General features: G+C 46.9%; 12 protein-coding genes. 6 read left to right on the top strand and 6 right to left on the bottom strand.

What is annotated here, in order from left to right:
* Positions 1 to 229: 229 nt before the first annotated feature.
* The 6 genes from HNR64_RS14300 to HNR64_RS14275 all read left to right on the top strand — a co-directional run bounded on the left by HNR64_RS14300 (position 230) and on the right by HNR64_RS14275 (position 6,359).
* Positions 230 to 1,531 (top strand): tyrosine-type recombinase/integrase, encoded by a 1,302-nt coding sequence (locus tag HNR64_RS14300; RefSeq protein WP_476749634.1) that lies wholly within the window; start codon positions 230 to 232, stop codon positions 1,529 to 1,531.
* 1 nt (position 1,532) lies between these two features.
* Positions 1,533 to 1,871: a hypothetical protein gene (locus tag HNR64_RS14295; RefSeq protein WP_204997107.1), complete on the top strand. Its 339-nt coding sequence runs from the start codon at positions 1,533 to 1,535 to the stop codon at positions 1,869 to 1,871.
* A gap of 195 nt (positions 1,872 to 2,066) precedes the next feature.
* Entirely contained in the window at positions 2,067 to 2,369 is a 303-nt protein-coding gene (locus HNR64_RS14290) for a type II toxin-antitoxin system HigB family toxin (RefSeq protein WP_001219935.1), read from the top strand.
* Positions 2,370 to 2,398: 29 nt separating this feature from the next.
* Positions 2,399 to 2,770 carry a helix-turn-helix domain-containing protein gene (locus tag HNR64_RS14285; RefSeq protein ID WP_010319432.1) on the top strand — a complete coding sequence of 124 codons (372 nt, stop codon included), beginning with the start codon at positions 2,399 to 2,401 and terminating at the stop codon, positions 2,768 to 2,770.
* 25 nt (positions 2,771 to 2,795) lie between these two features.
* Positions 2,796 to 5,204: a TOTE conflict system archaeo-eukaryotic primase domain-containing protein gene (locus tag HNR64_RS14280; RefSeq protein WP_204997105.1), complete on the top strand. Its 2,409-nt coding sequence runs from the start codon at positions 2,796 to 2,798 to the stop codon at positions 5,202 to 5,204.
* A 468-nt stretch (positions 5,205 to 5,672) separates the two neighbouring features.
* On the top strand, positions 5,673 to 6,359 hold the full coding sequence (locus HNR64_RS14275; RefSeq protein WP_204997104.1) for a hypothetical protein: 687 nt from the start codon (positions 5,673 to 5,675) through the stop codon (positions 6,357 to 6,359).
* A gap of 198 nt (positions 6,360 to 6,557) precedes the next feature.
* Here HNR64_RS14275 and HNR64_RS14270 read toward each other — a convergent pair whose 3' ends face one another.
* The 6 genes from HNR64_RS14270 to HNR64_RS14250 form a co-directional block, all read right to left on the bottom strand.
* Entirely contained in the window at positions 6,558 to 8,558 is a 2,001-nt protein-coding gene (locus HNR64_RS14270; protein ID WP_204997102.1) for a DUF2357 domain-containing protein, read from the bottom strand.
* Positions 8,559 to 8,563: 5 nt separating this feature from the next.
* Complete coding sequence (locus HNR64_RS14265; RefSeq protein ID WP_204997101.1) at positions 8,564 to 11,704, bottom strand: DEAD/DEAH box helicase; 3,141 nt, start codon at positions 11,702 to 11,704, stop codon at positions 8,564 to 8,566.
* A gap of 10 nt (positions 11,705 to 11,714) precedes the next feature.
* Positions 11,715 to 12,047, bottom strand: a complete 333-nt coding sequence (locus HNR64_RS14260) for an HVO_A0114 family putative DNA-binding protein (RefSeq protein WP_080540323.1) — start codon at positions 12,045 to 12,047, stop codon at positions 11,715 to 11,717.
* Between the two features lie 316 nt (positions 12,048 to 12,363).
* On the bottom strand, positions 12,364 to 13,917 hold the full coding sequence (locus HNR64_RS14255; RefSeq protein ID WP_476749633.1) for a DUF927 domain-containing protein: 1,554 nt from the start codon (positions 13,915 to 13,917) through the stop codon (positions 12,364 to 12,366).
* Positions 13,874 to 14,119, bottom strand: coding sequence for a DUF927 domain-containing protein (locus HNR64_RS17615; protein ID WP_239547882.1), 246 nt, complete (start codon positions 14,117 to 14,119; stop codon positions 13,874 to 13,876). Before HNR64_RS17615 ends, HNR64_RS14255 begins: the two co-directional genes overlap by 44 nt.
* Positions 14,106 to 14,348 (bottom strand): helix-turn-helix transcriptional regulator, encoded by a 243-nt coding sequence (locus tag HNR64_RS14250; protein WP_017043889.1) that lies wholly within the window; start codon positions 14,346 to 14,348, stop codon positions 14,106 to 14,108. Before HNR64_RS14250 ends, HNR64_RS17615 begins: the two co-directional genes overlap by 14 nt.
* Positions 14,349 to 14,676: the final 328 nt, after the last annotated feature.

Below are 14,676 nucleotides of genomic sequence, written 5' to 3'. Positions count from 1 at the left end.
GTTATTTGCTTGTAAATACAGGGCTTTTTTATTTTTCCCGTCCAAATCGGTTTGCAGATGTCCGTTACCAACTACCTGTTTAGTGGTGGGCAGAATGGTGGGCAGTACCCTCATTTTGGCTCAATAAGCATTTTGCGGTGAGCAAATTGGTGGGCAGTAAGTTACCCAATTTTCGCATTTAACTCGCCACCACAACAGGTTAGCTGCTGATTCAATAAGCAAATCGGTGGTGGGCAGCCATTATTGCCCCCTCCATTATTTCAGCAACTATGGAGTAAACATGGGAAAACTCACAGCAAAACAGGTTATTGCATACAGCAAAGCCGACCCCAAAAAATATTCAGATGGTGAAGGTCTATACTTTTGCGTCCGCAAACAAGGCTCGCCTTACTGGATGATCCGCTACACCACAGCCAAAGGAAGACGAGAAGCAACCTTGGGGCAATTTCCTTTAATGTCGTTGGCAGACGCCAGAATTGCCGCCGCATACTTTCGAAAGGAAGTACGTGACGGCATAGATCCTCTTCTAGAAAAACAGAAAATCGAGTTACCTGACATTGAAACCGTAGATCAACTGTTCCATGACTGGTATCGAACCGATCTGAGTAGACGACTAAAGCATCCCAAGATTCCGTATCGGGTTTACACTAAAGACATAAGCCCAGTCATTGGCATTAAGTGTATTGCTGAGGTGACCGCACGCGATGTGCGCGAAGTATTAGAGCGCATTCGAGAAAGTAACCGCCCTACCATCGCCAACGATACCTTGATGTACATGAAGCAGCTGTTTCGACATGCGATAAAGCTCGACTTAACGCTGAACAACCCAGCCGCAGCCTTTACCGTGGACGATGCCGGTGGCGTGGAGTCCAGTAAAGACAGGATGCTTAGCAAAGAGGAAATTCACTACGCCTTTAGTGTGTTTCATACCCATATCAATAGCTTTGGCCGCGATAACTACCTCGCTTGCTGTCTGTTTTTGGTGTTGGGCGTACGTAAAAGCGAACTATGTGAAGCCATGTGGCGTGAAATGGACTTAACCACGGGCGTATGGGATCTACCCAAAGAACGCAGTAAAACCGGCGTGCCAATCAGCATCCCCTTACCGCGCCAAGCCATTACCTGGTTTAACGAGCTGCAAATCCGTGCTTGTGGATCGCCTTATGTTTTCCCAGCCAGACGAGCAAGCCACCGTCCACATATGGGGCCAGATACACTGAACCGCGCCATTTCTAAACTATTTGGTCGCGAGCCTGGGCGCAAAAAACAGCCTCCCAATAAAATGGGCAAACTTGAACACTTCACCGTACACGATTTGCGCCGCACCTTTCGCAGCCTTGCCGCCTCTTTGGGCATTGCAGGCAATGTGGCCGAACGCTGTCTTAACCATAAGCTAAAAGGCGTTGAGGGCATCTACGACCGCCACGATTACTTTGAAGAGCGCCGTATTGCCCACCAAACCGTGGCTGATGTGGTTGAACCACTGGTGAACTTTGAGCCCGCTTCACAACACCACACAGGAGGGCGTTAACATGCAACTGATGATGCGACTCACCCCCATTACCTTTCCAATAGCCATGATGGCAGGCCTTGGCTGGTGTATTGGCATTGCCTTACTCGAGCAATCTCATGGCGTAGGCTACACACTTACCCGATATTGCCTGACGACATTGGTGGTTCTCGCCCCGTGGCTGACGCTAAAACTCACGTTCTACGTGATTGTCAGCCTAGGACGTAAACTAGGACTCATCCCGCCTGCACGTCCAACGTACAGCCTAGGTTATGAAGAATCACTCTATTGGTTCAGAGTATTGGCGTTCTTCGATGGCAAACGCAGCCGTATGCCGAAAAAGCCAATCAGGCGAAATTAGCAAGCCCCCGTTTGCTCACTTACTGTGGGCAGTTGGGACAATGGGGCAAAACTAGATACAGCAAGCTTTAGAGGGTGAATAAGAGGTAATTAAACTGCCCCAAGGAATGGGGCAATCGGGGATGCGGTAAGAACTCCTAACCGCATCAAAAATTCCAAACTTGCAAAAGTCCCAAAATGGGACTAGCATCTATTTATGAGAATTATCGCATTATCAACCTTAAAAACATTTTGGGAAGACAGCCCAGAATACATTGACGCGAAAGAGCCAACGTTAGCGTGGTATAGGCATGCATTAAACGCTGATTGGGGATCACCGTCGGATGTGAAACAGGACTTTAGAAATGCCAGCATCCTCAAAGATGGGCGTGTCGTATTTAACATTGCCGGTAATAAATACCGGTTAGTTGTTTGGATCAATTATGCCTACAAGGTGGTTTACATACGGTTTATCGGCAGCCATGCGCAATACGATAAAATTGATGTGCAAACGATTTGAAGCCAAAAGGTAGTAACAAGAGGTATATAATGGACATCAGACCTATTAAAACAGATGCCGACTACCGAGCGGCATTAAACGACATCGAAAACCTAATGATGGCGGAGCCTGATACCGTTGAAGGCGAAAAGCTGGACATTTTGGTTACGTTAATTGAAGCCTACGAAGCAAAGCATTTCCCAATGGATTTGCCAGACCCTGTTGAGGCAATAAAGTTTGAGATGGAGCGCAAAGGCTTAACGGTTAAAGATCTTGAACCCATGATAGGTAAAAGCAATCGTGTTTATGAAATCCTAAACCATAAGCGATCACTCACGCTAAAAATGATTTGGAAACTTCATGAAGGGCTAGGTATTCCAGCAGAGTCGCTCATCAAACCGCCGCAAGTTCGCGCTTCATAGTGCTGCGAATCAAAATTAGTTTGTTATGAATGACGCTCGCTACCCAAACATTTCGGCTATTGATAACAGGCTAGCTGAGCTTGAAAACGAAAAGCAGCAGCTTCTCGCATTAAGAGAGGCTTTGCGTAGCGCTCAAAACGAGTGTTCAGTACAGACATTCACGCCAGAACAAAAAGTCGCCCTATTCAGACAACGATTTCGTGGGCGAGAGGATATCTTCGCCAATCGTTGGCAAAATCAACAGGGCCGCAGTGGCTATTCCGTAGCCTGTGATAATGAATGGGTAAACGGGGTTTGCAACAAACCCCGCATTAAATGCCAAGACTGTTCACACCGAAAGTTTAGCGAACTAAACGAGCGCATTATTTACAGGCACCTTGCCGGTCATCAAGTGGTGGGGCTGTATCCCTTACTGAAAGATAATACGTGCTATTTGTTGGCAGCCGATTTTGACAAAGGCTGTTGGCAAGAAGAGGTCAAAGCAATGTCTAAAGCGTGTCAAGCGCTTGATATTCCACACGCGATAGAAATCTCGCGTTCTGGCAACGGGGCGCACTTATGGATCTTTTTTGAAACCAACATCCCAGCTAACCAAGCTCGGGCACTTGGTTTCGCTTTGCTTGATAAGGCCATGGAAATATTTCCAAATCTATCGTTTGACTCCTATGACAGGCTATTTCCTAACCAAGATGTCCTTCCTGAAGGCGGGTTTGGCAATCTCATTGCGCTACCACTTCAAAAGGAGGCTCGCCTTTCAGGCCGTAGCTGCTTTGTTGACAATGACCTGAATGCCATTGACGATCAATGGCGGTACCTTGCTGAGCTTAAAACGCTCACGCAATCGAGTATTGATCAACTCATAACAACCATTTCACCCAATACCCTATTACTGTCCGAACAAGGTCTAATAGACAACCGCCCTCCTTGGGAAATCACAGCCAAAGCCGCACCAATAAAATTAGAGTCTTTGCCGAAAACCGTGACCATTACCTTGGCCAACCATATCTACTTTTTGATGAGCGAGTTACCTGGGCCACTACTGGCAGGACTAAAGCGATTAGCTAGTTTTTCTAATCCTGTGTTTTTTAAAACGCAAGCGTTGCGCTTTTCAACCCATGGCATTCCAAGGTTTATTTCCTGTGCTCGTATTGAAAACGATTACCTAGCACTACCGCGAGGCTGTCTCGATGACGCGATTGCTTTGCTACAAGAGCACAATATTTCACCACTGTTTGACGATAAGCGTGAAATCGGCAGACCATTATTAAAACTTACCCCTGAGTTCACTTTGCGAAAGAACCAGCGAGACGCAGTGGCCGCAATATCTAAACATGACTTCGGTATTTTGCATGCGCCGACCGCATTTGGAAAAACGGTTACTGCCATCGGCATGATCGTAAAACGCAAAGTAAATACCCTAATACTGGTTCATAGCCGACAACTGCTTGAGCAGTGGCAAGAGCGATTACGCACGTTCCTACCAGAAGTAACCATTGGCAGTATAGGCGGGGGTAAAAGAAAGCCGAGTGGCATTATCGACATTGCCACCTACCAAAGCTTGGTTAATAAAAAAGACAACTCCATCACGCCTCTCATCCAAGACTACGGCCACATTATTGTTGATGAATGCCATCACTTATCCGCGCCAAGGTTTGAAATGGTACTCAACGAGGTAAGAGCAAAGTATGTATTGGGCCTAACAGCAACACCAGAACGACAAGATGGTCATCAAAAAATCATTTTTATGGCGGCAGGGCCCATTCGCTACAAAGTGAAACAAAGCCCTGATGAGCAATTTACTCAAACCGTGATGATTCATCAGCTCTACGATATACCGCCAGCTGAGCTAATAAAAACAGATGAGCGCCCAAAAATAAGCGATGCCTACCGCTGGCTCGTCAATAATGAGCAGCGCACTTCAAAAGTTGTCTCAGGCGCCACTCAGTGTGTTCAAAATGGCGGACACCCGTTAGTCCTTACAGAGCGTAGAGAGCACGCAGAATACATACACTCACGACTTACCGAGATGGGTATAAGCACTGTCGTACTCAAAGGCGCCATGAAAGCTGCGGAACGCAAGAATGCAGATAATCATCTGCAATCGGCTCAAGTTGTCGTCGCAACAGGAAAATATGTGGGTGAAGGGTTTGACCTGCCAAGACTGGATACGTTGTTTTTGGCCATGCCAATCGCATGGAAAGGTACGTTGGCCCAATATGCCGGTCGTATTCATCGTGAATCGGAAGGCAAAACACAAGTCACCATTCACGACTATGTAGACTGCGCCCTCCCAATGCTGCAACGCATGTTTAAAAAACGCGAGAAAAGCTACAAGGCTATGGGGTACGCCCTTGAGTACATTGATGACAACAGTAACAAGCAACCTTCATTGAAGTTAGAAAACATCCCTTCACCAAATACCAAGCCAAAATAAACAGCAGCACTTCATTAAACACCTCCCCATGCCTTTACCCCCTTACGCCAAAACCACTATCCGTTTGGCTTTTGGATCGAAACGCCAAACAGGGAAATTAGCCCATTTACTGTTTGGCGTCTCGATTGAAGTCCAAAACCGGCAGGCCTTGCCAATACAGGCTCAAAGCAAGGTTTGGCACTTTTTTCACCCTAAACCAACCTCGAATCCAAAGTACAAACCGTTTGATTTTTTAAACCCAGAATGCAAACGATCGTTTGGCGTCTCGATTTTTTTCACTAGCCAAATGCCGCCAAACAGCGCCGTATTGGACTATGTATATCAAATAGTTAGCAGCGCACAGGTCATCAGAAAAAACTGATTTGACTGGTTAGTTTGATGGCCATTTCTTTCATCTATTTCACCACCGAGTCTGCGTCCGACCACTGAAAATAGACGGCATGACGAACCAACAAGGTGATAAGTGACGTGTTATGGGCAAGTGGTAACGATTGGGATAGAGAATGGATACAGCAGGTGGTCGCCTTGGTGGTTGGGCATGGCGCGTTTACCCTCTACCCAGCATTAAGCCAGTGCGATAATGCCGCCGAACGCTTAACCCGCTGGCTGACCTATCACTTACCGCGCGTTAAACAAGCGCACCCAGGCTGCCCGATTCACCAATGGCTGAATAGCATTGGCGCACAAGTGATCGTAGAAAAATGGCAGAGCCCCGAGCAATGGCCAAACCTGTATTGGCTACCTTTACCTGAGGTTGAAGGCCACGCGCAAGGCGGGTTGGTTGTGTTACCGGCACATTTGTTACCTACATATAGTGATGGCACGATTCAAATCAACACATTGCACGCAAACACACCTGCCAACGCCCGTATTTTTTGGTGCATTACGCCTTTATCTAAAACAGGAAAGCGAGCTAACTTGCACCCCAAACAGCAAAACCGCGCCTTTTGCCTGCCCAGTTCGCCGGAGCAAATAGGAAAATCATGCACAGGGTTATTACTGAGAGGTTTTAGAAAGGAGAGCCAAAAACGAAACGGCAACGTGATCAGCCACCAAATCAACCTAGCTCTACTGCACCACCTTTGTGGGCCGGAGAATGATGTGTGGTTGGAAGCTAATTTTGGTTCCGTAACTGATTACGGTAGCAAAAATTAGAAGCCTTAAAAACGAGTAACCCCTCGCGGGGCGCTGATCTAACGGGTAGCGGGAGGGGTGTTGTTGATGCGATTTTAATATCAAAAGCGCCAAATAGCTCGATATTTTTTGATGTCGATTTTACTTAGCAGTTGTTCGGAATAACCGAACAACTGCATTTTCGGCCAATTCATCTTCTGCATAATTAATAACACTCGCTCACACCATTGCCGCTTCGTACACTCTTTCAACCTCGGTAAACTTAGTGACGCTCTCTAGGCGAGTTAAGGTTGTGAGTTTCATCGAGTTTTTAATTGGGCGATGTGGCACGTTGGTCACTGGCGTTTGTAGTGACAGTGGTTTGCCAAGCTCAAATAAATAATACAAATCAGCAGAACCTGACTTCTTACCTGCTTGATCTTCGGTAATGGCGTAACGTGGTAACACTGTGACTCGTTTAACTGGCCAGAGCTTGTCAATTTGCTTGGTTGAACTTTGAGTGTCTGAGGTAGATGCCAGTGCTAAATAGCGAATTTCCTCGGCAATATGCTGCTTAAATTTCTGCAAAAACGTGCTTTGCGGCAGGTGATACCACAGCGCTGTGCCTTGCTCAAATTGTTCAAAGTAGCCATTATCACGGCCACGTTGCCCACCCAATGCCACGGTCATCGTCAAATCAGGATACAGCACTTGGCGCATGCCGTAATAAGGTATGCGTGCTGCGTCTTGTACGTAGAGCCTTTCCGCCATGCCAGCCACAGGATACATGGCCTCATTGCCTTGCCCTGTTTGTACATTCGGCGCTGTGCCAATTTGCGCTTGCAAGAACTCTAGCAACCACTGGTGACCGGAATAACAGCTCTTAGTCTGGGTTGATTCAGTTTGACTAAGTTCGTTTTGGCTAGGTAAGAGGGCAAACGCACCAATACCCACTTCTTCTATCGCGGCTGCGTAGGGGTTGTTTTTTGTGGCTTGATCAAAAAAACCTGGGTATAAAGCAAACGCACCAAAAACAGGGCGGCATTTCTTAGGAGATTGGCCAGCGTTTCCACTTGATGGTGATTTAGAATCGCGCGGTTCTGATAAACGAATCAAAGCATCCCGATAACGGTGCATTTGGTTGATAGCATCGTCCGGTACGTAATCCGTACTTTCAATATCATCATTACTGTCATCAAAGCGGTTTTTCTCGGTTTTAATGCGGTACTTGGCATCAAACAGCCAAATAAACTGCTTTTCTTCTGATGAGTCTGCTTTTGTTAAATCAGCGCTTTTCGGCAGTGTCACTTCCAATACAATATCTGGCTCTTGGTTCACTAAATACGAGCGGATTGATTGCCCCTTTTTGGTAAATTTCGGCTCGTGTGCCAGCCTAGCGGTCACACCATCGCTGCGTTTAAAAAGAAAGGCACCGGCAAACCCATCTTTTAGTTGGTACTCAAAAAAGTCATTCTGGGCGAGCTTAGTCGCACTGTTTTCCACCAATTCAAAGCCGAGATCCTGCTCTAAAATCTGTTTCAAACACAAAAAACACCACACTTCGTAAATCTCGGCCACCGACTTCATTGAAATGCTCGACTGATTGCCAAACACATCTAAATAAAATTTCAGCTCCTGCCAAACACGATACACCGCGCTGTAACCAGTTTTTTGCTGTAGCACTAACGACTCACGGCTTAACCCTGTGTATGCACCCACCTCTTTTAAAAAACTCTGACCTAACACTTTTTGCAGCGGTTGTTGCCAACTATGCAGCTCATTTAAAAATGAATCTGACAACCGTTGCCGTTCTGGTGCTTGGTTACTCTGCCTAAGCTTTTGTTCAAACTCCGCTAATTGCCGCTTACTTTTACTCACCGCCATTTTGATAAAACGGTTTTCTGGGGTATCGACACTCAGTTGCTTTTTTTCGACTGCATAGCGCTTATCGTACTGGCCATTCGCAAAGTCTTGCTTAACTTTCTCGGCTAACTTATGAGGTAGGCGGCCTTTTAATTTAGCCGCTTTGATATTGGCAACCACCGGTTGTAAGCGGCTATGGGGGGCGGCACAAATCACCTTTAAGCCTTGCTCAAAACGCGCCCGTAACGCGGCAAAATTAGCCAACCACATCAGTGGAAAATGCCCGCGTTGTTGGCTAGTCGCTGCGTCTTGTTCGGTTTTTTCGACCAAACTAAAGCGCCAAAGGGGGGATACTTTGTCGATGGCTAAATGCGTCATGATAATCACCCTACTGCCAACTTCGCAGCTTGTTGCCACATAAAGTGTGGCATTGGCTCTTTTAACTGCCAAGTAATGCTCATCGGTTGTGAACCTGTATGCGATACGTAGTCTACTTCACCATAATTCACAAAACCCATGGTTCGGCCGTATTCATCTTTGCTTTGCTCACGCACAAATAAGAACAGACGCTTACCGATTTTTTGGTGTTGGATGTACTCCAAACCACGGCCTTTATCTGGCCGTGCGCTATTTTGTGACTGCCAGTGAAACAGGTGGTCGTTGATCGCGTAATCGTGATACATGGTGGTTGGCGAAAATTGCTTTTCATTTTTGTCTAAAGTGACAAACATCAGTTCAATGTTTTGATCTTTCAGCACAAACACACCTTCGCGTGCTGGCGGCTGGCGCTCAAACGTGGTCGCACCAAATGCCACTAATATTTGTTCACGCGCATAACGTGCATGCAGCCTTAGTGAAACCTCAGGCAAAGCCTGCATTGTTGGTTGCTCATGCTTGGTTTGTGCGAGTTGCCAATTCACAACATCCATTAACTCTGCTTTTAACTCGCAAGCATTCAGTTTCGCTAAGCTTTGAACAATGGAATCGAATCCACATTCAGGCCCCGTTTTCTGCCAAAAATCGTAATGACACATCAAGGCATAACGATGGTCAGCATCTTTAATAACAAAGTTACTTTGGCAAAGCTGTTTTAAGAAACTCAAATAGGCATGATCATCACAGGTCAAAATTCGGTTATGAATGGCCTTTCTAAGCATTTTCAGCAGATCTTCATCAACTGAATTTTCGTTGATTTCATACTTAGCTTGCTGAACCAGCTGCGACCAACTTCCTCGCTTATAAAGTTCATTCAAGTCGATATGAGGGTTTATGATTAAGAAGTTCGCCAGTGTTAACGGTAGTGTAGAGTGCTCTGGATATTGGCGTATCATTGCAACTAAACGCTTTAAGGTTAATGAAGCTTGGCGAATATTGCTAAGCACCATTTCTTGCGTACGCTTGCTTAATTCAATGCGGCAACCCAGTGGCGCGTGGGGGAAGCCTTGCTTTATTTCTTCGCTGATCGCTCGATGATTTTTCCCCACTAAGGCTCTAAATTTATTGGCAAAATCATATTCAGGACGTGAGTTGCCAACAAAATCCAACACGGTACAGCACTCTTTTCCCTCAGCTAAACGTAAACCTCGCCCCAATTGTTGCAGGAAGATAGTTAAGCTTTCTGTCGGTCGTAAAAACAGTAAGGTATCCACTTCGGGAATATCTACACCTTCATTGAAGATATCGACCACACAAAGCACGTTAATGCTGCCAGAACGAATCGCTTGTTGCTTTTGTTGCCGCTCATGGCTGTTATCACTGGTCAGCACATCCGCTTTAATGCCTTTTAATAAGAGTTGCTGTGTCATGTACTGGGCGTGCTCTTTACTCACACAAAAAGCGAGCGCTTTCATTTTGCTAATGTCTGTCAGTATTTCCTGCATACTGAAGAAGATCTTATTAAAACGCGCTTGGTTGTGAGTATAAAGGTTGGTTAGTTGAGCAATATCATAGCGCCCCCGACTCCACGGAATATTTCGCAGGTCGGTATCATCATCGATACCAAAATATTGAAATGGGCAAAGGTGGCGTCGATTAATCGCTTCGGGCAAACGAATTTCAGCAGCAATCACACCACCAAAATCTGCCAAAATATCACCACCATCATGGCGCTCTGGCGTGGCCGTGAGACCAAGCAAGATAGCGGGTGAGAAATAGTCCAGTAACCCACGATAACTTGCAGCAGCGACATGATGCACTTCATCTATCACTATGTAGTCATAATAGTCAGCAGTTAGGTTGAGTTGAACCAGCTGGTTGTTGAGGGTTTGGATCGACACAAACAGCTGACGATAATGAGCTGGCGTTTGTCCACCTACCCACAACTCACCAAAAGCACTGTTTCTCAATACACCACGATAAGCAGCTCTTGCTTGTCTTAATATTTCTTCACGATGTGCAACAAACAAGAAATTTGCTTGCGGTTTCTCTTTAATAAAGCGCGCAAAGTCAAAGGCTGAAATCAGGGTTTTTCCGGTGCCCGTTGCGGCAACGACTAAATTGCGAAATCGTTGGTGAACACTACGTTCTACAGCCAATTGCTCCAATATGTCACTCTGGTGCGGAAACGGCGAAATGTCGAAGAAATGCGTTGGGCTAGCCTCAAAATCTCCGCGCTGCTGACTCAAGGCTTTTTTGAGTTTTTCACTGCTTGGTGCATCACCACTAAAGTGTTCAAAATCATTAGAAGCCCAATAGGTTTCAAAGGTGCTCAATGATTTACTGATAATGTGTGGGATTTCTTTAGAGGTGATCTTTAGATTCCATTCAAGGCCGTTAGTCAGCGCGGAATGAGATAAATTGGAAGAGCCGATATAACCAGTGTGATAACCCGTGTTGCGTAAAAATAAGTAGCTCTTGGCATGTAAACGTTCACGCTCAGTGTTGTAACTCAGCTTCACCTCGGTATTCGGTAAACTCGCCAGATACTCAACCGCTTTGGCATCCGTTGCTCCCATGTATGAGGTGGTGATGATTTTTAGCTCGCGACCACTTGAGGTAAATTCTTCTAACTCATTGCGAAAAATTCGTATCCCTGCCCACTTAATAAATGACACTAACCAGTAAATCTTATCCGCAGACAAGATCTCCCGCTTTAATTCAGATTCAAGCGACAATCCCGCATTACTGCCACAAAACAGCTCGCTTTGGCTTAACCCTGTTAGTGGAAAAATGTCGTTAATATAATTTTTTAAATCGGCTGAGACAGGATTTTCGAGCTCATAGAGCGCAGTCAGAATTTTACCTTGACTGGCGAGCAAATTGTCTTCGATAAAGTCGTTATCTTGAATTTTTGTTTTTAGCCAGAGTAATAATTGGTTGGATAAAGTAATTTGCTGTTGTAGGCGATCATCGCTAGAGGGGACTGACTCAATCGCATACTCAAGAATGTGTGATAAGAAACGTGATAGCCAGACGGATGCTTCACTGCTATTGAGCTCACGTTCGCCGACATAGAATCGCTCTCGGTCAATGCGACTGGCAATCAGCTGTGTTATTAACTGCTCATAAATTCCAACTTGCTGCATGATATTCCTTTTATTCTAATGGCTGGATCAATAACAACATCGATTGATATCGCAGTTTTACCGCCAATCCATTTCGTGATTTTTGCATTTCAACCAAGTTGTACTTGCCCAATGTTTTGAGTGTTCTCGACACATTGCTGACAGCACGGCCTGTCAGCGTGGCCAGCTCAGTGACCGATTGCGGCTGTTGCTCGGCAATCACTTTTAACAACTGCTGGTTTTCTTTCGACAGCACATTGGCCACCGATTTCAGTGAGTCGAACCAGATATCAACGGGGAAATCGGGGTCGGGTGTTTGGCCTTTAATCCCGATTACACAGCGCGATTGTTTTGCGTTTTTCATTACTTTACTCGGATTGTTTGCCTGCACTCTCTACTTGCCTTCTTCACTCACAAAAGGCCACTGCCAGCGAATGCGTAAAACAGCATTTAAACAATCAAAAGACTGTATGCCTATACATAAGCCTAGCATCTTATCAACTACTGATAATATCGCAAGAATATTCTCCGTTTAGGACAATAGCAATCTCCATACGCGTGAATTACACAACCAGTACACTAGCGGTCTTGTCAGCTTTAAACTTTAAACCTTGCTAAGTACCTATGTTGACTGGCGGTTCACTGCAAGGCGACAAGCCCACACAAGATTAATCGCCTCGTTAGTCATCCAAAATACAGCCTTTCACGCAGTACATTCGCGGGCGGGTGTTGTCGGGCAGGCTGACTTTGCGCTGTGGTCGGTTGCCATCGGGGATTAGGTAGCCTGCGGCCATCAGTGCTTTGGCGGCGCGATCTGGGCTGAGGCCTTCGGTAGCTTCACGCCAGCCAGTTGGGTAAAACAGGTAGAGGGTTTGTGGGCCAGTAGTATCAAGCCAACCCGCGCGTTGGCGTACTTGGCTGCTGTAACCGGTTTGTTTGGGCGTAAAGCGGCTTTCGCCATGCTGCTCAATAAAACTGCGCACCTGACGAATGGCTTGTTGGTCTTCATTGGCAGCCACACCACCGCGGGCAAGTATCCATTGGTTAAGCTGGCTTAAACAGGCCGCTTCGACACTTTGAGTTGGCCAATCGAGCACCTTGGCTTGAATGGCTAACAACGCAGCACTAGCCAGTAAGGCAAATTTTTCGGCGACTCGGCGCACTTGGCCGTCAGCCTCGGTTGGTAAGCTGGTTAAAAAGCGTTGGCGTACGTTTTGGAAAACGGGTCGCACCTGTGCGCCGTGCTGCGTTAAATACCGTAACCAGTCCAAGGCCAAGCAGCCGTAATGTTGGCGACTTTGCTGTTTTAGATGATCGGCTAAATCGGCGGCGTTCATACCATGACTCTGGTTAAACACGCCCATTTGCGATCCGGTATCGGCACTGAGATCAATCACGCGCACTTGCTGCCCCGCTTTCACGCGTTTGCCGATACTGGCAAGATGGCTTTCGAGCGTCACTTCACCAGTAGATAAAAACACCAAACGCCAACGGGCTGGTAAGCGCATTTCACCGTATTTGCCTGCACGGGTTTTACCTTGGCCATTGGCAAGCATATAAGCGACATCGCCTGCCTCTTTTGGGTCAACTTCGCCCATTTCATCGAGCGCCAGCAAGGCATCGTTATGGGCTAACGCAGTGCCTTCTAAACCGTTGGCCGTGGCACGCCAACTGTGGCGCAGTTGATTAGGTTCGCCCCACACCGATAATGCCGGATACAGCGCCGCAGTTTTACCAGTACTGCTGGCACCGTAGAGGTGTAAACCAAAACCATCCACTCCGCACAAGTGCAACAAAGGCGCGGCCAGCGCAGCGCAGACACCAACAATCAATAGCGGGTTATCAAGACAATAACGGCCAACGTGCTGCCGCCAACTGTCGCTACTACCTTGTTGAATAAAGCCTTCTATCGGGTGCATGGTTTGCAGCACCATGCGCGGGTTGTTGTGTTCGCTTGGGTAAAAGGTGAGGCGCGGATGCACATAAGCGTGGTGATGCCAGCCAATGCAGTTCACGCTAATGGCCTTTTGCGTAGCCAGTTCGCCCATTTGTTGAATAAACAGCGAGAGCAACTGCCGCGCTTTGACACTGTTACTCAGCCGCATGCCTCGGCTAAGTAATATCCGACGGTACTCGCTGCCGTCTCCGGCCAATAGTTCTGCGGGCATGGCCCAGTAGCGATGGCGATTGTCATCGTCTAACCAGTGCAATAAATAGCCGCCTTTTGTTTTCAAGAGAAGTGTCCCCTTGCGGATCGCGAGTACGAGCAGCTACTTGCAGCCAAGAACAGATTTTGACTGGGCTATCTTGCCCCGCTGGTTGCATCACCAGCCAGTTTTGCGCGTTATAGGCAAAACCAGCTGGTAATTTTGGCTCGTTGCTAGGCATATCACTGGCAGATAATTGGTTTAATGCTGATGGTTTATCCACGGCCATAAGCAGCACCGATACGGCGGGTTTCAATCCACTGGTCGATATCGCTTTCTAACCAGCCCACGGCACGCGCACCAATACGAATGGATCGCGGAAATTCACCGTTGGCCATCAGGGCATAAATGGTGCTGCGGCCAAAGCCTGTTTTTGCCTTTACCTCGGGCAAGCGCAAAATCCGCTGCTGACGCGCTGGGTGTACTGAGTTTGTGGGTGATTGTGTGGTTGGGTTCATCGTTTGCTTCCTCACTGATCTGTTAAGTTCAGTTAGGAGTTTGCCAGTACTAAACGGACGCAGTAGGCAGATAAATGCCCAGATCGTGCAGCTTTCTGAGGGTACAGGTAGCTAGCTGCCCCAGAATTTACATAATGCCCCAAGTAATAAATACCGTGTGGGCAGGGTAGGTGTGTGGCTAAGTGGCGTGAACTAAGGCTTTGCCCAAGCTGCCCCAGATGCCCAAAGGGTAAGTGCCCAAAGCCATCTCAAAAGGGAAAGCCTTGCCCAACGATAACGTCATAACATTTTTATGCGCATAAAAATGTAAAATTCCGCACTTTTCTGC

Source organism: Spongiibacter marinus, from assembly GCF_016906995.1.
Classification (GTDB): domain Bacteria; phylum Pseudomonadota; class Gammaproteobacteria; order Pseudomonadales; family Spongiibacteraceae; genus Spongiibacter; species Spongiibacter marinus.
This window is presented reverse-complemented; position numbering and strand designations above follow the sequence as displayed.